The organism is Agrobacterium sp. rho-13.3, assembly GCF_033957765.2.
In the GTDB taxonomy this organism is placed as follows: Bacteria; Pseudomonadota; Alphaproteobacteria; order Rhizobiales; family Rhizobiaceae; genus Agrobacterium.
This window is the reverse complement of the sequence record NZ_CP192775.1, coordinates 706,568-725,168: the sequence shown is the minus strand read 5'-3', so window position 1 is coordinate 725,168 and position 18,601 is coordinate 706,568. Positions and strand designations below refer to the sequence as shown.

Below are 18,601 nucleotides of genomic sequence, written 5' to 3'. Positions count from 1 at the left end.
AAAGGAGAACCGATGTCGATACGATTCAACTTCGGCGGCGACGAACACATCTTCGGGGAAGTGTCCGAAGACATGTCGCTTGCGTCATTTTTCACTGGGCTGTCGATGATCAATGCGGTGCGGCAGGCGGGCATCCGCGGTGTGACAGAAACCTGCCCCGCCAATGCCAGCTTTCAGATACGCTTCAACCCGGATGTGATCTCACCACATGATTTATTGAAAGAACTGAAATCCATGGAGGATGCGGCGTCGAAATCCGATGCCGCGCTGAAGACACGAATTATCGAGCTGCCGGTGTATTTTCAGGACCCATGGACGCACGAAACCGGAGCGCGTTTTCGTGAGCGCCACCAAGACCCGAGCTCGACCGATCTGGAATATTCGGCGCGGATCAACGGTTATCCGACAGTTGATGAATTTATCGCCGCTTACTCCGGCCAGCCATGGTTCGTTTCGATGGTTGGATTCGTGGCCGGACTGCCGTGGCTTTACCAGATGGTTGAACGCAAGAAGCAGATCGAAGCGCCGAAATATTTGCGGCCTCGCACCGACACGCCAAAACTCACAGTCGGCCATGGGGGTTGTTTTGCGGCGATCTATTCCGTGCGTGGCGCTGGCGGCTATCAGATGTATGGCGTCACACCAGCCCCGATCTATGACCCGACCCGTAAGGTGCGCTATCTGACGGACGAAATGTGCCTGTTCAAGCCGGGCGATATCGTCAAGTTCAAGTCGATCACCCGTGATGAGTATGACGCGACGCTTGAGGAGATCGACGCAAATCGCTGGCAGCCGGCGGTGCGCGATTGCACCTTTAGCCTTACCGATTTCAACAAGGACATTTTAGGCACCAACGCCAAACTGATGGAGCTTCTCAATGGCCGTTAAAGTCATCACTCCCGGCCTTGCCACATCGGTTCAGGATCTCGGTCGTCCCGGTTATTACCATTCCGGTATTCCCGAAGGCGGCGGCATGGATCGGTTTTCCACCCGCATTGCAAATCTTCTTGTGGGTAATGATCCCGGAGCTGCGGTGTTGGAAGCCACCTTCATGGGGCCGGAACTGGAATTCATGGCACCGGCGGTCGTTGCGGTTACCGGTGGCGAGTTGCCGCCAAAGGTCAATGGCGTGGAGCAACCGACGTGGGAAAGCTTTGCGGTCAAGGCGGGTGATCGCCTGTCGTTCGGATATCTCAAATCCGGTGCGCGGGCCTATATCGCGATCTCCGGTGGCGTAGACGTTCCTGTCGTGTTGGGATCGAGATCAACCTATGTTTTGGGTGCGCTCGGCGGTTTTGAAGGCCGCGTGCTGAAAGCCGGTGATGAGCTTCCCATCGGGGCTGGTCAAGGCAAGGCTGGATTGACGTTGCCGCCTGAACTGCGTGGTCTTGGTGCGCAGCCAGCGGAGCTGAGAATGCTTCCCGGCATTTACTGGCACCGCATTACAGAAGCTGCGGGTAAACGCTTCTTCGAGGATACATGGAAGGTCGCACCTGAGGCAGACCGTATCGGCTACCGCTTCCGGGGCGGCACACCGCTTGAGTTCATGCCGCGTGAACAGCCATTTGGTGCAGGCTCGGATCCATCCAATATCGTGGATGCTTGCTACCCGTATGGATCAGTGCAGGTGCCGAGTGGAACGGAACCCATCGTTCTGCACCGCGATGCGGTTTCGGGTGGCGGTTACATGATGCTGGGCGTCGTCATCTCGGCAGATATGGATCGTATCGCCCAGATGCAGCCACACACACCGGCGCAATTTGTGCCGGTCAGCCTTGAAGAAGCACTTGTCGCACGTGCGGATCGCCGCGCCGCTCTTGCCAAAGCAGAAGAATTTCTGACCGCTTGAAGCGGCCGGATTTTTCCGGTGGAGGAGCCGGGAAACAACAGGGAGGGGTTCGGTCAGCCAAAGCTGGCCCTCCGCCGCGCCAGAAGACTATATCCGGCGCGCACAACGACAAGACTAGGCCGTCAAACGGCGTGAATTTGGTAACCGAGCGGTCCGCAGAGATTGCCGGAATATAAAGGGGAACATCGCAGGAACCTTCTGGCCGTCATACGGTCCGGTTCCGCGTGCCCTTTCCTGAGACAACATAAGGAACAGGGAAATGGGTCATCTCAGTGCGGAAAACGTCTCCGTCGCCTTCGCGGGGCTCAAGGCTCTGTCGTCTGTGACACTGGATATCACGCCCGGACATATCAGCGGGCTTATCGGTCCGAATGGCGCAGGCAAAACAACTTTGGTGAACGTGCTGACCGGCTTTCAACTGCCGACAGAAGGCGCTGTGAAACTGGACGGCGCGTCGCTTGGCGGGTTGAAGCCGCATATGGTGCGGCGTCGTGGCATTGCCCGTACGTTTCAAGGCGGTCGGCTGTTCAAGGATTTGCCGGTTATCGACAATCTGGAGGTTACTGGCGTTGGCCTTGGTATGAGCAGACGCGCCGCAGTGGCCGAAGCGCAAGCCATGCTGGATTGGATGGGCATTGGCACGCTCGGTTCGCGCGTCGCCGGAACTTTGCCTTACACCGATGAGCGCCGGGTTGCGATTGGCCGCGCCCTGATGGGGCGTCCTGAATACATTCTACTCGATGAGCCAGCCGCCGGAATGAGCAGCCACGAAGCTGCCGATCTTTCGGGGCTTGTGCGCCGCATTGCCCGTGATCTTGGCTGTGGCGTTCTGATTATCGAGCACAATGTCGGTCTTGTTCTTGGCCTGTGCGACCATATTGTCGTGCTGGATTCCGGTGCCGTAATCGAAGAAGGCACACCTGCCGCCATCCGTGACAGTGAGAAAGTGCGGCACGCCTATATGGGAACCGCCGCCGAAACCAACCTTCCGATCGTGGAGGCACTGCAATGAGCATTCTCGCAGTCTCTGATATCGCAATCCGTTATGGCAGGCTCACCGCCGTGCGCGGAGTTTCCTTTTCCATTGATGAGGGAGAAATTCTTTTTATCACTGGCCCGAATGGCGCGGGCAAATCCTCCCTCATGCGTTCGATCGCAGGCGTGACACCCGCTGCGGCGGGGCGCATTGATTTTTCCGGTCAGGAAATTACAGGCAAGTCACCGGAAGACATCGCGCGGCTTGGATTTTCGATGGTGCCAGAAGGGCGCGAGGTGTTTGGCTCCCTGACTATCGAAGAAAACCTTCTGGTCGGCACGGGCATGCATGCGGCTGAGCGAGGTTGGCGCACTCGCGCCGCAAGCGAGCTGGAAGCGGTTTATGAGACGTTTCCTATCCTGAAAGAGCGCCGTAACGGTCAGGCCGGTCTTCTCTCCGGCGGTCAGCAGCAGATGCTGGTGATTGGTCGTGCACTCATGACCAATCCGCGCCTGATTGCCATTGATGAGCCGTCACTTGGGCTTGCGCCCAACATCACCGATCAGGTTTACGAGCGGTTGATGGCTCTACAGGCGCAACGGCGGCTGACGCTTCTGGTGGTGGAGCAAAGCTCCGCCCGTGCCGTGATGGTTGGCGGTCGCATGATCCTCATGCGGGGCGGCGAAATCGTCCTTGATGGTGATGCCCGCACACTCGGCAACAGCGAGGCCATTCAGGCCGCCTATTTCGGTTACGAGGATCATTGAGATGTTACAGATCGTCTTCGACTCATTGTCTCTCGGCTCACTTTACGCACTCGGCGCGCTCGGCATCGCGCTCATCTTCGGTGTCATGCGTCTGGTGAACTTTGCTCATGGCGACGTTATCGCCTTTTGCATCTTCGCGCTGCTTTGGCCTTCGACAGATGCCATGGCTATCGTGTTTGCCGGGCATATGCCTTGGTATCTGCTGGTGCCATTTGTTCTCATCGTCGGTGCTGGCTTGTCCGTGCTGTGTGAAATCGTGGTGTTTCGTCGCTTCCGGCGTGCCAGCCCGGCAACCATGATGATCGCGTCTTTCGCGCTTGGCTTTGTCATCCGCTATTTCCTGTTGATGCTGTTCACCAGCAGGCCGAAATCCATCTCCCTGCTGCCAATGCTGTCGCAGCCAGTGGAAATCTTCGGCGCACGACTGCCGCTTCTGCAATTGATCACCATCATTGCAACGGTGCTGATCCTCATCGGGCTTTCGCTGTTCTTGCGGCGCACGCGTTTCGGGCTGGAAATGCGGGCGGCGGCGGAAAACTTTACCATGGCACGTATGCTCGGCGTGCGCGCCAACCGGGTGATTATGGGTGCTTTTGCCCTTTCCGGCGCTCTTGCCGGTGCCATCGCTCTCATCTTCGGCAGTCAGACGGGTACGGCCGATATTCAGATGGGGGCATCAATCATGCTGATGGCCTTCATCGCAACCGTGATTGGTGGCCTCGGCAGTCTCGGCGGTGCTGTGCTCGCGGGTTTCCTGCTTGGCGCAGCATCGGTTGTGATGCAGGTCGTCCTGCCGGTGGATGCCCGTCCTTTCCGCGATGCCTTCGTCTATGGCGCAGTCATCCTCATCCTCCTCTTCCGTCCGCAGGGCCTGATTGCCGCACGCGGCACCAAGGAAAGGGTCTGATTTCATGACACTTGTAACCTCACCCATATTGCCCGCAGAATTGGCTCAACCGCGAAAGCCCGCACCCTTTTCCCTTGCGCGCCGAACCATCATGACGCCGATTCTGCTTTCACTTCTCATCATCGTCATCGCTTGCCTGACTGTGATGACCGGGTCGAAACCCTTTAACCAAGCCGTCATCGACGTTTTTGTCCGCGTCACGCTCGTGGTTGGGCTTTACATTTTCATCGGCAATTCCGGCGTGCTGAGTTTCGGGCATATCGGCTTCACCTGTCTCGGTGCCTATGCCGCCGCATGGCTCACCATCAACCCCATCATGAAGAAAAGCGCGCTTCCCGGTCTGCCGCAATGGTTGCTGGAAACCCGCTTGCCTTACTGGGAATCGGCAGCGATTGCCGCAGTGTTTGCTGGCGTTGTGGCGCTTATCTTCGGTCGAGTGCTGATGCGACTGTCCGGGATTGCGGCCTCGATTGCAACCTTCGCGGTTCTGGCGATGATCAATACGATTTACTCCAACTGGGAAGATGTGACCGGCGCAACATCCTCGGTGGTCGGCATTCCAATCGTGCGCACCATCTGGCCCTACATGATTGCTGCGGTCATCGCCATTTTCATCGCCTGGGCGCACGCCATCTCCCGTTCCGGTCTGGCGTTGCGTGCGGCGCGTGACGAACCGACCGCTGCCGCCGCCTCCGGCGTTGATATCCCCAAGGAACGCCTTGTCGCTTTCACCATCTCCGGTGCTGTCATGGGGCTTGGCGGCGCGCTGATGGCGCATTCGATCGGGGTCGTCACGCCCGATACGTTCTATCTCGGCCTCACCTTCATCACGCTTTCCATGCTCGTTGTGGGCGGCATGAGCAGCCTGTCAGGCGCGGTGATCGGTGTGGTTCTTCTGTCCGCTCTCATTCAGGCACTGCGCATGCTTGAGGCGGGTGTCCCTGTGGGCAGCATCACGCTGGCTCTTCCCAAAGGACTTCAGGAGATCGCTCTCGGAGTCATCATGATTGTGATCCTCGCGCTTCGTCCTGCCGGTTTGATAGGCAATCGCGAGATCACCTTATTTCGTCGCAGTCACAACAAATAGCCGACGGAGAGGAAACCGTACGGCAATAAAGGAGAACAGAATGGCTTATATGACGAGAATACTTGCAACCGTTCTGGCCACCACCATGGCCACATTACCCGCATGGGCGGATGACGACAAAATTGTCGTGGGCTTCGCCACTGGCGCCTCCGGTTTCATGGAGGCCTACGACAAGCCAGCGCAGGATGCGGCGATGATCCGCATCGATGAGATCAATGCTGCTGGTGGTCTACTCGGTAAAAAGATCGAGGTTGTTAGCGCTGACACCAAATCCGACCGTGCGGAAGGTGCCAAGGCTGGTCTATCTGTGATCGACAAGGGCGCAGATCTGGTGGTCGTCTCCTGCGACTACGATTTCGGTGCGCCGGCTGCGCTGGCAGCTGAAGATGCCGGTCTCGTCTCGTTCTTCCTCTGCGCGGAATCGGTGAAGGCCGGTATTCAGGGCGTTGGTCCACACAGCTTCTCGGCATCCGTACTCGCTGCCGTGCAGGGTGCGACAATGGCGGAATGGGCCTTCAATGAGAAGAAGGCAAAGACATATTATCGTCTGCTCGATACATGGACCGAATATAACAAGGGTATTTGCGACGGTTTCGACTGGATGATGCCGAAGCTGGAAGCCAAGGGGGCCAAGCTCGTCGGGAAGGACACCTTCAAGAACGAAGACGCCTCTATTGCCGCACAGATTACCCGCATTAAGTCTCTGCCGCAGGAACCTGACGCCATCATGCTGTGCACGATGATGCCCGGTGCTGTGTCTGCCATCAAACAGATCCGTGCCGCTGGCATCAACTCCATGATCCTCAACGGTTCTGGCGTGGACGGAAGTTACTGGTTATCGGCAGTGCCAGACTTGTCGAATTTCTTCACGCCGGTTCAGGGCTCGATCTATGGCGATGACCCCAATCCCGAAGTCCAGAAGTTCGGCGCCGTCTACAAACAAAAAACCGGCACTGACCCGTCCAGCCAATACGTCTATCCGGGCTATTCACTCATCGATGTGTGGGCCAAGGCCGTTGAACGTGCGGGGACGACGGAAGCTGACGCCGTTGTTGCCGAGCTTGAAAAGATGAAGGGCGAACCGACACTCTTTGGACCTCGTACTTTCACATCCGAACTGCACCACCAAAATCAGGCCCGCTACCTGATTGTGGAAACGAAAAACGGCAAGCCCGGTGTGGTTGGTAACTGGACAATTTCCGAGCCTATTCCGGTCAGCGCACTCGTTAAGTAACGTATGATTTGCGCATCGGCTGACATGCTTAGCCGATGCGCAGTTCACCAACGCAGAGCCACCCCGAACCCTTGTTCGCTCGTCAGCTTATTCGACCGGGCGCTGGTCAAGCACGCCAACACAACACTCTCCCTGCGGCAAAAAGGGAAACAAACGTGGTATCGCAATTACACGATCGCAAAGACGGTAATCCTCTTGTCACGGCAGAGGCTTGGAAACGGAGCGGCCGAGACGTTGCCATTGCGACTGTTATCGAAACATGGGGTTCAGCACCGCGCGGGGTCGGTAGTCATCTTGTCGTGGACAGTGACGGCAATTTCGAGGGCTCTGTTTCAGGCGGATGTGTCGAGGCTGCTGTCATCACCGCATCCATGGACGTTATTGCGGAGGGCAAAGCCGTAATGATGGAATTCGGCGTTGCGGATGAGATGGCGTGGCGTGCGGGATTATCCTGTGGCGGGCGCATTCGCGTTTATGTCGAAAGGCTCGATTGATGCGTCTCGATAGTCTTCAGCAACTGAATGCAGCCCGCAGTCAACGTGTTTCTGCTGGTTTGCTGACCGATCTTTCAACTGGTGAGGAGCGTGTTCTTTTCGAGGGTGATGCACTAGGAGATGACGTTGTGAACGCATTTCGCTCTGGCCGATCAATGACGGTTGAGACAGAGCAGGGTAGCAGTTTTCTGAATGTCTACCTGCCAGCGCCCCGTATCGTCATCATCGGTGCTGTGCATATCGGCCAGTTTCTCACGCAGATGGCCATGTTTGCTGGTTTCGATGTTTACGTCGTTGACCCGCGCACGGCATTCGCCACACCAGAACGCTTTCCGGGTGCAAAATTGTCGCCAGATTGGCCCGCCGATCACTTCATCACAAATCCACTCGACCGCTACACCGCCTTGGTGGCTCTAACCCACGACCCCAAGATTGATGATTCTGCACTTGTGGAGGCATTACGGGCGGGTTGTTTTTATGTCGGTGCTCTCGGCAGCCGCAAGACTCATGCCTCTCGCACCAAGCGCCTTATGCAAGATGGGTTTGATAGTCAGACTATATCAGCAATCCATGCGCCCATCGGGCTGGATATCGGCGCGACCAATCCGGCTGAGATAGCAATCGCAATCCTTGCCGAGGTCGTGCAATCCTTGCATTCGCCTTCGTCGCCTTTGGGGCCGAAGAGATGAAGTTTGGGCAGTTTTCCATTGCTGAGGCAGATGGTCTCGTGCTTGCCCACACATTAAAGCTGCCTGAAAGACAGTTTTGCAAAGGCCATATCCTCCAGGCCGCCGATTTGCTCCAGATAAAAGCAGCAGGCCTGAGCGACGTTACTGGCGTGCGAATGGAAGACGATGATGCCGGCGAGGACGAGGCGGCCTGGATGCTGTCACAATCCATTCCGGCAGAACATCTGCGATTTTCAGACGCAAAGACGGGGCGGGTCAATGTCTACGCAACGGTGAAAGGGGTATTTGCTGTAGAAAAGGCTGTCGTCGATCAATTCAATGCCATCGACCAGGCCATTACTTTTGCCTGCGTTGCCGATCACAGCAGGGTCAACAGCGGCGATATGGTTGCAACTTTCAAGATTATCCCGCTTGCCGTTTCACGAAAACAGCTTGGAAAGGCCTGCGCGTTACTGTGTAGGGAGGCGCTTCGAAGTCCGGCCATTTCGGCAACATGCTGTCAGCCTGATTGCAACGGAACTGCCCCAATTGAAGTCCTCCGTTATGGACAAAACAGCGCGCATTCTTGATCGCCGACTGGCCGTTTGCGACAACCGATTGCGGAGGGAGGTTCGAACGCCGCATAATGTTCCGGCCCTTGTTCACTCTCTCAAGCAAATTGTTGCCTTGCCCGATGACGCGCCAAAACTTGTCGTCGTTTTCGGTGCCTCCGCCGTCATCGACACGGCTGACGTCATTCCGCAAGCGATCCGAGAGGCCGGCGGCACGGTTCTTCGGGTTGGTATGCCTGTCGATCCCGGCAATCTCCTAGTGCTGGGTCGTCTTGGCGCGAGTTATATTATCGGTGCACCGGGATGCGCACGCAGCCCGAGAGAAAACGGTTTCGACTGGATTTTGGAGCGCATTCTCGCCGGGGAGAATCCGGACGAACACGATATCAGCCGAATGGGCGTTGGCGGATTGCTCATGGAAATCCAAAGCCGACCGATGCCACGCGATATACCGCAGGAAAAGGGAGGCCAGGTGTCTGTTGCGATCATTATTTTGGCCGCAGGACTGTCGACGCGAATGGGTAAAAGCGGCTCACACAAGCTTCTTGCTGAGTTCGATGGCATCCCGCTTATCCGCCGCACGGCCCAGATCGCGACCAATAGCATAGCATCCTCGGTCACGGCTGTTCTGGGGTATCGCGAGGACGAGTTGCGCAGTGCTCTGACGGACCTGGAGCTGAATATCATGATCAATCCCGACTACGCTTCGGGAATGTCGAGTTCGCTGGCAAGTGGTTTTATGGCAGAGCAAGCACGCAACGCTGATGGTGTGCTGGTCTTGATGGCCGACGTGCCGGCCATCAGCACCGCCGATCTCAACCGTCTGATCACCGAGTTCCAACGCGCGGGCGGAACATCCATCGTTCGTGCATCCTCACATGGTAAGCCGGGAAACCCGGTAATCCTGCCAAAAGCATTGCGGGACGCCGTGTTGCGATTGGAAGGAGACACCGGTGCCCGCCACCTGATTGAAACCTCGGGTCTAACAGTGATTGACGTCGAAATCGGACCTGCCGCGCAAGTTGATGTCGACACGCCAGAGGAGATTGCAAAGGCGGGTGGGGTTCTCCTCGGGCCATGCGATCAGGAGTCACGGGATCAATAGTCTCTCGGTCTTGAGAGCTTTTACACCATCGTTTTTGGGCGGTTATGAACGCTCAGTATTTGTTCTTGCGCACGGTTTTGTTGCCGCGTGGCCCGCTGACCACAGGTGTTCGGGCACGGTTTTCGGAAAGCAGATTGCGCCAGCGATCCAGACGATCGGCGCTCAGAGTGCCGCTGGCAACCGCCGCCTGCACGGCGCAGCCGGGTTCGTGGGCGTGTGTGCAATCACGAAATTTACAAAGCGGAGACAGTTCGGTAATTTCCGCGAACAATGTGTCGATGCCGTCGGTAACATCGCTGACAAATAGTGTTCTTATTCCCGGCGTATCGATAATCCAGCCGCCACCCGAAACGGCGTGCAAGGATCGTGCGGTCGTTGTGTGCCTGCCTTTTGCATCATGTTCACGGACACTTCCGGTCTTCTGCATGGCATCGTCCTTAAGGTCGGACAGGGTGTTTACGAGAGTCGATTTTCCAACGCCCGAAGACCCGACCAATGCCAAGGTTTGGCCAATGCCGCACCACGGTTTCAGATGGGATGCTGCATCGTGCGACCGCGCATTCACGACGACAACAGGCAAATCGCGCTGGAGTTCCTTGGCCTGTTGTTCGAATATGCTCGCGTCTTCGGCGGTATCGGCCTTGGTCAAGACGATCACCGGATCGGTCCTCGCCTGATTGGCCATGATGAGATAACGTTCAAGCCTCGCGAGGTTGAAATCTGCGTTGCACGACGTCACGATTAGCAGCGTATCGACGTTGGCTGCCGCGAGCTGTTGGCCATGTCCACCTTCCAAACGGCGTTGAAATACGGTTTTCCGGTCGAGACGCGTGACAAACATGCCCGTCATGGGATCAGCCAAAACCCAATCGCCGACCGCAAATTCAGCAGTGTTGGCATTGGCGGGAAGTTGAAGCGCAATCGGTCCGGCGACATTGATCGTATCTATGCGATCACGGTGAACAGAAGCAACGCGGCTGGGTAAGAGATCCGTTTCATCTGGCTTGACCTGATCCGCAAAGAAATCGGACCAGCCGAGCATTTCAAGTGACAACGACGGCTTGGGATTGGTCAAGTCTCGATCCTAGATTTCAGTGAAGCTGTTATGAGTCAGCGTGTTGCAGGTTGGGAACGAGCTATAACACGGATTGGATCGAAGATGCATAATGCTTCCTTGACGGAATCAACCTCTCCGATATCAGCCAATGCTGAGTACAGGCGTTCCTCCTCCAGTCCAGCCCAACGCATACAATCCGAGAACTTGGAATGGCGGTCGGCTTCCGTAAGAGGAGCCGCTATCGCGCCTTTGGCATGCAACCGCTCGGTCCGGAATATTCGCCCATCAAGCAGGGTGACGGTGACTTGATGCGCGATGCGTTCAACGCCGCGCTCCTCCTCTTCGCTGTAAGCCGTCATGGAAATTTTAGGCATATGGCGACGGATTTCCGGCCGGGAGATTGCATCACGCGTGAAGTCAGAGAGAGAAAGCCTGCCTTGAAGAAGCGCAGTCGCCAGGCAGTATTGCATCGAAAATCGTGCCTGCATTTCGTCCGCGGGTTCGGAATAGGTCAGATTGTCGACGGCAGACCGGCCCACCTTTGTTTCAATGCGCTGTACCTGATCAAGCGAGAACGGGTGGTCGGTTTTCAGGTCAAGGGCGGCATCGATGACGCGGTGTGTAGATGCGCAGCATGGGTGAAGTTTCGTTACCAGGCCTCGTATTTCAATGATGTGGCTTTCGTCCCATGAGAGCGCATCCCACCCCGTTGAATCAGTACCACCAAACAAATCGAGGAAGCCTTGCGGTCGTTCCAGAATGTCCAGCCTGCCAGTGATACCCGCTTGTGCAAGATAGGCGGCCTCAACCGCATTGCGGGCCGCCATGCCCGCATGAAGTGGTTTTACCGCTGTTCCAAATTGACCTTTCGGACCTGCGGCAAAGCTGGTTGCAATGCTCATCGCCTGTGCGATTTGCGCTTCACCGAGACCGAGGAGAATTGCCACGCCTGCCGCTGATCCAATGCAGCCGACGGTCGATGTTCCGTGCCAGCCTCTGTTGTAGTGGGAGGGATTGACTCCGAAACCAACGGCGGCCTGCGCTTCTAGGCCAGCCAGATAAGCACGTATAAACCGGGGGCCGGAGATGGAACGATCAGCCGTGGCAATCGCCAGCAAGGCAGGGACAAGAACTGCGGAGGCGTGGGCGCGAGCCGGGTGAAAATTATCGTCGAAATCCAGACAATGTGCGGCGGTGCCATTGATCAATGCGGAAATCGCGGGGGATGCCCGACCGCCGGTGAACATTGCTGACACACCGCCAGTCCCTATGTCATTGGAAAAAGCAGCTGCGACGGATAGAGGCGTCTGATCGCCGGCGCCTGCCACCATGCAGCCAATTGTATCGATGATGGCGTGTTTCGCTCGAGTTGTGGCGAGATGTGAAAAATCCATTTTCGAAACCACATGAGCGGAGATTTTTTCCAGAACTGTTGCCATTGACTAAACCCTCTACCCAGTCTTCGCTAAGGGGCGCAGTAATGTGCGGCTTTGTTCTATCGTGCAATCTTATGCAATTTGCGGGTGGTTCTATTCGTTTTTCAGGAGAAAGAATGGCGCAGGGACATGACATCACGATCAGCGTCAAACACATCCACGCCTATGATGCGATTGCTGCCACCGGCTCGACGATTGCGGCTGCTGCCGATCTGGGCATTTCCCAATCCAATGCGAGCCGCCTGCTGCATCAGCTTGAGCTTTATCTTGGGGTAAGGCTGTTCGAGCGTGACAAGAACAGGCTGTCGATGACGCGTGAAGGCTTGCAACTCGGCCCGGAAATCAGGGCGATTTCCGACCGGTTGACGGCGTTGAAGGTGACGGCGCAAGAGCTTGAGAACGGTCGCTCGCTGGAAATTCCGTTGCGGCTCGCCTTTCCGGCAAGTCTTTCTGTCACGCTGGTGCCGCGACTGATCAAGCGGTTTCTTGCAGAAAATGGACCCGTGCGTATCGAAGTCGCATCCGGCAGTTATGTGGTGATCGAGCGCATGGTTGCCGATGGTCAGGCGGATATTGGCTTTACCCGGTTGCCATCATCAACACCGGGTTTGCGGGAAGAGCATGTTTTACCGTCGCGCAATATCTGCGTCATGCGCCGTGACCACCCACTTGCGAAGCGAGAAAATTTGACTATCCCGGACCTCAAATCACACGACTTGATCCTGTTGAACCGAGAACGGCCAGTGCGGCACGAGTTGGAAGCGCTTTTCTACAAGCAGGGTCTGCGTCAGCGCCCAGCCATAGAGGCCCATTCCGTGGGTTGCGCCTGTGCTCTGGCGGCGGAAGGGTTGGGTATGGCTATCGTCAGCGAATTGCTGGCACGGGAATACACAGCGCTGCCGCTAGCCTTTGTACCCCTTGAACCTGATCTCACCGTCGATTACGCAGTGGTCAGTTCCGACCGAAATCCGCTGCCGAAATCGGCGGCACCTTTTCTGCAATATCTTCGGGAATGGACATAAGAGGCGAGATGCTGTTTCGCAGGACTAGCTGGTAATGGGGCCGCACCACACATGATCAATTTCAGACAATTGGAAGTGCTGAAAACCCTTCTTGCCACGGGGTCAACGATTGCGACCGCCAAAAGCATGGGGCTTAGCCAGTCCGGCGTCAGCCGTCTTTTGCAGCAATTGGAGGCAGATCTTTCGCTGAGGCTGTTTGATCGCGACAAGGGCCGTCTTATCCCAACACCGGAAGCCGGTATTCTGGCGCGGGATGCGGAAAACATTCTTCTTGGACTGAACCGTTTTGCTGGTCTGGCGGAGGATTTGCGCAGCGGTGCCACCGGGCCTGAGTTGGTGCGCATTGGCCTGCCCAGCAGCATGTGGGAAAACTTTGCGCCAGCCATGCTGGTCGAATATGCACGCGAATTTCCAACCGTGCGTATCGAAACCTTTTTCGAAACCACCTCCAGCATCGCAAGGTTGGTGGAGCAGCAGGTGATCGATTTCGGCTTTCTACGTTATGAGGATCAGGTGGGGCCGGGTATCGATATGGAGATGGTCGCTACCGGATCGAGCGTTTGCGTTATTCCCGAAGATCATCCGCTTGCATCCCTTGCTGAAATCACCCCGAAGGATTTGCGAGGCGTACCGCTGATTCTGATTGGCAGGCAGAGGCCGACGCGTATGTTGCTCGACCAAACCTTCAAACGCGCAGGTGTGAAGCAGAACGTCAAAATTGAGACGCATACCAACAGTTCGGCCTGCGCCTATGCGGCGCATGGTCTGGGTGTTGCTATTTTGAGTAGCTTTTTTGCCAATCTCTATCGGCACCTGCCTGTGATTCAACGTCCGTTCATTCCGTCCTCCAAACAGGAGTTCGGATTGGCCAAGCCGTCGGGCATCTCTTCGTCACTTGCCGCCAGAGCGCTGATGGAGGCACTCAAGCGACAGATCGTTATTTCCCAAAAAGATAAACACTAACAATATTTTGGGATCACATTCGGCCATATGCCGCTTGCCGTGCCGGGCGCACTATCCGCATAAGGCTATGATGAAAATGCATAATATTGCACAAAAATCCCTCATCGCTCATAGTCTCGGCATAAACAGCCGGTGACTTGGTAGATCCGGCCCCAACAATCGCGTTCAGGGGAACCGATGATTAGATTTATACTCAACCGCCTGTTGATGGCGCTGCCGACCATGGTGATTGTTTCCATCACGGTCTTCGCGCTGATCCGCTTCATTCCGGGTGATCCGGCCGCTCTCATGCTAGGCGACATGGCAACGCCAGATCAGATCGCCTCCATGCGAACCGAACTCGGTCTTGATAGATCGATGCCCGCGCAGTTCCTCGTCTGGAGCGGCAACGTTCTGACTGGAGACTTTGGACATTCCATCGTCAATAACGAAGCTGTCCTGCCGCTCGTCGTTTCGCGCTTTATGGTCTCAGCCGAAATCGTCATCATCGCGGTTATTCTGGCGAGCCTGATTGCGGTTCCAGCCGGTGTGATTGCGGCTTGGCGCCAGAACAGCATTACCGATCTGGCACTGGTCGGCACCGCGACGATCCTTTTGTCGATCCCGACCTTCTGGCTTGGCCTGTTATTGCTTCTACTCTTCGGCCTGAAACTCGGCTGGTTGCCGGTGCTTGGATATGTGTCGATCAGCGAGAATCTGGTGGGCGGCCTTCTCTATCTGGTCCTGCCGATCATGACGCTGGTGATCCATGAAGCAGGTGTTTTGATCCGAATGGCCCGTGCTTCGACGCTTGAAGTGCTGCGATTGGATTACATCACCCACGCCCGCGCCAAGGGACTCTCCGAGAGTGCCGTTTTGTGGAAACACGCCTTCAAGAACGCGTTCGGCCCAACATGGACAATGATAGGTCTGATCCTCGGAAATCTTCTTGGCGGCATCGCGGTCATTGAAACGGTCTTCACCATTCCGGGCCTCGGGCGACTGATGGTGGATAGCATTTTCCAGCGTGATTATCCGGTCATTCAGGGATGCCTGCTGTTTGTGGCGCTTTCCTACGTCGTCGTCAATCTCATCGTCGATCTCCTTTATCCTCTCTTTGATCCGCGTGTGGTGGCCGAATGAAACATTTTACTCTCAATGGTCTGATCGGCGGAGTACTCATCGCGATCTTGCTCATCGTCGCGGCTCTCAGCCTGTTCTGGACGCCCTTTGATCCGATGAAGCTCAGCTTCACCGCCCGCCTTGCTGCTCCCAGTGCCCAGCACCTGCTCGGTGCCGACGAGTTCGGTCGTGATGTCCTTAGCCGACTTATGATCGGTGCGCGCGCCAGTGTCTGGATCGGTTGTCTGACCGTGGGTTTCGCCACCGTCGCTGGCACGCTGATCGGACTGATCAGCGGTTATTCTCGCGGTTGGATCGATGGCGTCATCATGGCCATCAATAATGCGCTTCTTGCCTTTCCGGGCATTTTGCTAGCTCTTGGCCTGCTTGCCGTATTCGGTGCCAATCAATACGGCATCATCTTTGCTCTCGGCATCGCCTATACGCCGTCGATGGCGCGTGTGGTGCGCGGCGCGGTTCTGTCGCTGCGCGAGCGGGAGTTTATCGAAGCCTCCAAGATCATGGGCAATGGTGAGATTTACACCATGTTGCGGCATATCCTGCCAAATTGCCTTGCACCGATCACCGTTCTGGCGACCTCGATGTTTGGCTGGGCTATTCTGTCGGAAAGCGCGTTGAGCTTCCTTGGTCTCGGTGTGCCACCACCGGCACCCACGTGGGGCAACATGCTTGCGGCTGGCCGTCCCTTCATTGAACAAGCCGTCTGGCTTGGACTTTTCCCCGGACTTTGCATCGCTTTGACACTGCTCGGCATCAATCTGCTGGGCGATGCGCTTCGCGATAAACTGGATCCCCGCATGAGAGGTTTGAAATGACACAGGAAAAACTTCTCAGCGTGCGCAATCTCTGGATTGAGATTGCCCATCGCGGCGTGGATGTCGTGAAAGATGTCAGTTTCGATCTCGAACCCGGCGAAATCTTCGGCATCGTGGGCGAAAGCGGCTCTGGCAAATCCCTTGCGACCCGCGCATTGATTTCACTGCTTCCACCTTCGATCCGCAAAACCGGCGGTCAGATCATCTATAAAGGTCGTGATGTCAGCTCGATGAGCGAGGCAGATCTGCGCACGATGCGCGGTGCTGAAGTCGGCCTTGTTTTTCAAGAGCCGATGACCTCGCTCAATCCGTCGATGACCATCGGAAAGCAATTGGAAGAGGGACTTACCCTCCACACCAAGGATACGCCCGCCGAACGGCGCGCCAAAATCCTGGCCATGCTGGAGCGGGTCGGCATCCGCGATCCAGAAGGCGCGCTCACCTCTTATCCGCATGAGTTTTCCGGCGGTATGCGCCAGCGCATCATGCTCGCCTCGGTGATGCTTTTAAAACCCGCATTGCTGATTGCCGATGAGCCGACAACGGCGCTTGACGCCGTCATTCAGCGTGACGTCATGGAATTGATGGTCGAGCTGACGCAGGCGGAAGGCACGGCCGTTCTTCTGATCAGCCATGATCTGCCGATGGTTGCACGCTACACCAGCCGCATCGTGGTGATGGAGAACGGATCGATTGTCGAGGCGGGAACCACCGAGCAAATCCTTGAGACACCCCAGCACCACTATACGCGCAAGCTTCTGTCATCGTTGCCGATCCGTGGCGAGGTTCGGACAATTAACACCACGTCGGCACCGATGGTTTCTGCCAAAAATATCGTGGTCGATTATCCGGGGCGCAAATCGCTTTTGAAAAAGGGAGCCGCCAAACGCGCCTTGCATGGTGTGTCCATTGATATCCACGAGGGCGAGGTCGTCGCACTCGTCGGCGGCTCCGGCTCCGGCAAGACCACGCTTGGGCGCACCATCGCTGGTCTTGTGAGTGAAACCGAAGGTGTAATCCTGTTCCAAGGCCGCAAGCGTGATGCCGACTGGCAGGATTACCGCCTGAACTGCCAGATGGTGTTTCAAGACCCTTACTCCTCGCTTGATCCGCGCATGACGATTCTGGCGCTGGTGGAGGAAGCCCTTCGCCTCGTTCCGGGCATCAATCGCGCTGCCAAGACGAAGCGTGCCTATGAGACGCTGGAGGAAGTCGGGCTTGGTGCGGAATATGCGCTGCGTTATCCGCATGAACTTTCGGGCGGGCAGAGGCAGCGCGTGGCGATTGCCCGTGCCATTGCACGGCGTCCGCGTTTTCTGATTGCGGACGAACCCGTCTCCGCACTTGATGTGACCGTGCGCGCGCAGGTGCTGACGCTCTTTTCCGACCTGCAAAAGCGCTACGGCTTTTCCTGCCTGTTCATCAGTCATGATCTCGGCGTTGTCGAGCAGGTGGCCGACCGTGTGGTTGTCATGCAAGACGGTCGGATCATCGAGCAGGGTGATCGCGACACAATCTTCGACACGCCGAAAGAGGCGTATACGCGCCGCCTGCTTTCGGCCATCCCCGCACTCGACCTGAACGAGACTGGTGGCGTCAAACTCAAATGGCGTCTGGAGAACTGAACATGACCAATAACACTGCAACTCAGACCATAAATGACACCGTTGCCGAGCAGCTCAACGCCGTCTGCGACGCGCAGAATTTCGTCACGCGCTTCAGTATTCGTAACCTTTTGACAGGTGAGACGTTCGAGCGCGGCGCAGATGAAGAAACGCCATCGGCCAGCACGCGCAAGACATCGATCATGATGGCAGCGCTGAAGGCCGTTCATGAAGGCAGGCTCGATCTCGACGAACAGATCACCTACGAGGCACGTTTTGCCGAAGAAGTGGCCAGTGGCATGCTGCGCTACATGACGCCGGGACTGGTGATTTCGCTGCGCGATGCTATCACCGGCATGATGGTCTTGAGCGACAATGTCTGCACCAAAATGGTGTTCGAGCGGTTGACGCTGGAAGAGGTGGACACCTATTGTAAGTCCATAGGCATGAGCGGCACGCATCACCGTTTCCTCATTCCGCCGCTGGCATTGTCTCCCGATCACACGTTGAAGTCCGTAACCACGACAACGGCGAACGACCAGTTGTTTCTGCTACAAACCATCCTTGATGCGCAGACTTCGCCACAGGCTGCTGCAAAGCTCGGCTCGTCGCAGGAACTTTGCGCCTATGCGCTGCAGACGCTCAAGAACCAGATTCTGCGTTACGCCATTCCGTCACGACTGCCATTCGGCACCGTGGTGGCCCATAAGGGCGGCACCGGAAAACGTGGGCGGATGAACGCCGGTATCGTCTACCGCGACGGTGCGCCGTTTTATATCATCACAGCCTTTACCGATCAGGTGCCGCTGGAAATGCCAGACGGCACGCCGGGCTATACGCTGTCGCTGGAAACCATCGGCAGGCTGTCTCGCGCTTGCTGGGATGCATTCCAGGTCTGAAGACAATCAAAAACATCAACAAAA

General features: G+C 56.5%; 19 protein-coding genes. 17 read left to right on the top strand and 2 right to left on the bottom strand.

Features of this window, described 5'->3' with window-relative positions:
* Positions 1–12: 12 nt before the first annotated feature.
* From RMR16_RS18270 to RMR16_RS18220, 11 genes are all read left to right on the top strand, one after another.
* The gene (locus RMR16_RS18270; RefSeq protein WP_320198736.1) at positions 13–888 is read left to right on the top strand and encodes a 5-oxoprolinase subunit B family protein; all 876 of its coding nucleotides are present in this window, start codon (positions 13–15) and stop codon (positions 886–888) included.
* On the top strand, positions 878–1,849 hold the full coding sequence (locus RMR16_RS18265; protein WP_320198735.1) for a biotin-dependent carboxyltransferase family protein: 972 nt from the start codon (positions 878–880) through the stop codon (positions 1,847–1,849). The genes RMR16_RS18270 and RMR16_RS18265 overlap by 11 nt, the downstream gene beginning before the upstream one ends.
* Positions 1,850–2,108: 259 nt before the next feature.
* A complete protein-coding gene (locus RMR16_RS18260) occupies positions 2,109–2,861 on the top strand; it encodes an ABC transporter ATP-binding protein (RefSeq protein WP_320198734.1) in 753 nt (250 codons plus the stop codon).
* Entirely contained in the window at positions 2,858–3,592 is a 735-nt protein-coding gene (locus RMR16_RS18255; RefSeq protein ID WP_320198733.1) for an ABC transporter ATP-binding protein, read from the top strand. Before RMR16_RS18260 ends, RMR16_RS18255 begins: the two co-directional genes overlap by 4 nt.
* A gap of 1 nt (position 3,593) precedes the next feature.
* On the top strand, positions 3,594–4,499 hold the full coding sequence (locus RMR16_RS18250) for a branched-chain amino acid ABC transporter permease (RefSeq protein ID WP_320198732.1): 906 nt from the start codon (positions 3,594–3,596) through the stop codon (positions 4,497–4,499).
* Between the two features lie 4 nt (positions 4,500–4,503).
* Entirely contained in the window at positions 4,504–5,586 is a 1,083-nt protein-coding gene (locus tag RMR16_RS18245; RefSeq protein ID WP_320198731.1) for a branched-chain amino acid ABC transporter permease, read from the top strand.
* A gap of 40 nt (positions 5,587–5,626) precedes the next feature.
* Positions 5,627–6,820 carry an ABC transporter substrate-binding protein gene (locus RMR16_RS18240; protein ID WP_320198730.1) on the top strand — a complete coding sequence of 398 codons (1,194 nt, stop codon included), beginning with the start codon at positions 5,627–5,629 and terminating at the stop codon, positions 6,818–6,820.
* Positions 6,821–6,975: 155 nt separating this feature from the next.
* A complete protein-coding gene (locus tag RMR16_RS18235) occupies positions 6,976–7,314 on the top strand; it encodes an XdhC family protein (RefSeq protein WP_320198729.1) in 339 nt (112 codons plus the stop codon).
* On the top strand, positions 7,314–8,003 hold the full coding sequence (locus tag RMR16_RS18230; protein WP_320198728.1) for an XdhC family protein: 690 nt from the start codon (positions 7,314–7,316) through the stop codon (positions 8,001–8,003). Before RMR16_RS18235 ends, RMR16_RS18230 begins: the two co-directional genes overlap by 1 nt.
* Positions 8,000–8,572 carry a hypothetical protein gene (locus RMR16_RS18225; RefSeq protein ID WP_320198727.1) on the top strand — a complete coding sequence of 191 codons (573 nt, stop codon included), beginning with the start codon at positions 8,000–8,002 and terminating at the stop codon, positions 8,570–8,572. Before RMR16_RS18230 ends, RMR16_RS18225 begins: the two co-directional genes overlap by 4 nt.
* Positions 8,547–9,659: an NTP transferase domain-containing protein gene (locus tag RMR16_RS18220; RefSeq protein WP_320198726.1), complete on the top strand. Its 1,113-nt coding sequence runs from the start codon at positions 8,547–8,549 to the stop codon at positions 9,657–9,659. The genes RMR16_RS18225 and RMR16_RS18220 overlap by 26 nt, the downstream gene beginning before the upstream one ends.
* Before the next feature lie 52 nt (positions 9,660–9,711).
* Here RMR16_RS18220 and rsgA read toward each other — a convergent pair whose 3' ends face one another.
* Both rsgA and RMR16_RS18210 read right to left on the bottom strand, forming a co-directional pair.
* Complete coding sequence (gene rsgA / locus RMR16_RS18215; protein WP_320199002.1) at positions 9,712–10,701, bottom strand: ribosome small subunit-dependent GTPase A; 990 nt, start codon at positions 10,699–10,701, stop codon at positions 9,712–9,714.
* A gap of 68 nt (positions 10,702–10,769) precedes the next feature.
* Positions 10,770–12,155: an MmgE/PrpD family protein gene (locus RMR16_RS18210; protein WP_320198725.1), complete on the bottom strand. Its 1,386-nt coding sequence runs from the start codon at positions 12,153–12,155 to the stop codon at positions 10,770–10,772.
* Positions 12,156–12,268: 113 nt separating this feature from the next.
* Here RMR16_RS18210 and RMR16_RS18205 point away from each other — a divergent pair, with 113 nt between their 5' ends.
* The 6 genes from RMR16_RS18205 to RMR16_RS18180 all read left to right on the top strand — a co-directional run bounded on the left by RMR16_RS18205 (position 12,269) and on the right by RMR16_RS18180 (position 18,577).
* Positions 12,269–13,174, top strand: a complete 906-nt coding sequence (locus tag RMR16_RS18205; RefSeq protein ID WP_320198724.1) for a LysR family transcriptional regulator — start codon at positions 12,269–12,271, stop codon at positions 13,172–13,174.
* A 54-nt stretch (positions 13,175–13,228) separates the two neighbouring features.
* Positions 13,229–14,137, top strand: coding sequence for a LysR family transcriptional regulator (locus RMR16_RS18200; RefSeq protein WP_320199001.1), 909 nt, complete (start codon positions 13,229–13,231; stop codon positions 14,135–14,137).
* A 177-nt stretch (positions 14,138–14,314) separates the two neighbouring features.
* On the top strand, positions 14,315–15,259 hold the full coding sequence (locus RMR16_RS18195; RefSeq protein WP_320198723.1) for an ABC transporter permease: 945 nt from the start codon (positions 14,315–14,317) through the stop codon (positions 15,257–15,259).
* Positions 15,256–16,074, top strand: coding sequence for an ABC transporter permease (locus RMR16_RS18190; RefSeq protein WP_320198722.1), 819 nt, complete (start codon positions 15,256–15,258; stop codon positions 16,072–16,074). The genes RMR16_RS18195 and RMR16_RS18190 overlap by 4 nt, the downstream gene beginning before the upstream one ends.
* Complete coding sequence (locus tag RMR16_RS18185) at positions 16,071–17,699, top strand: ABC transporter ATP-binding protein (protein ID WP_320198721.1); 1,629 nt, start codon at positions 16,071–16,073, stop codon at positions 17,697–17,699. Before RMR16_RS18190 ends, RMR16_RS18185 begins: the two co-directional genes overlap by 4 nt.
* A 2-nt stretch (positions 17,700–17,701) precedes the next feature.
* Entirely contained in the window at positions 17,702–18,577 is an 876-nt protein-coding gene (locus RMR16_RS18180) for a serine hydrolase (protein WP_320198720.1), read from the top strand.
* The last annotated feature ends 24 nt before the right edge of the window (positions 18,578–18,601 follow it).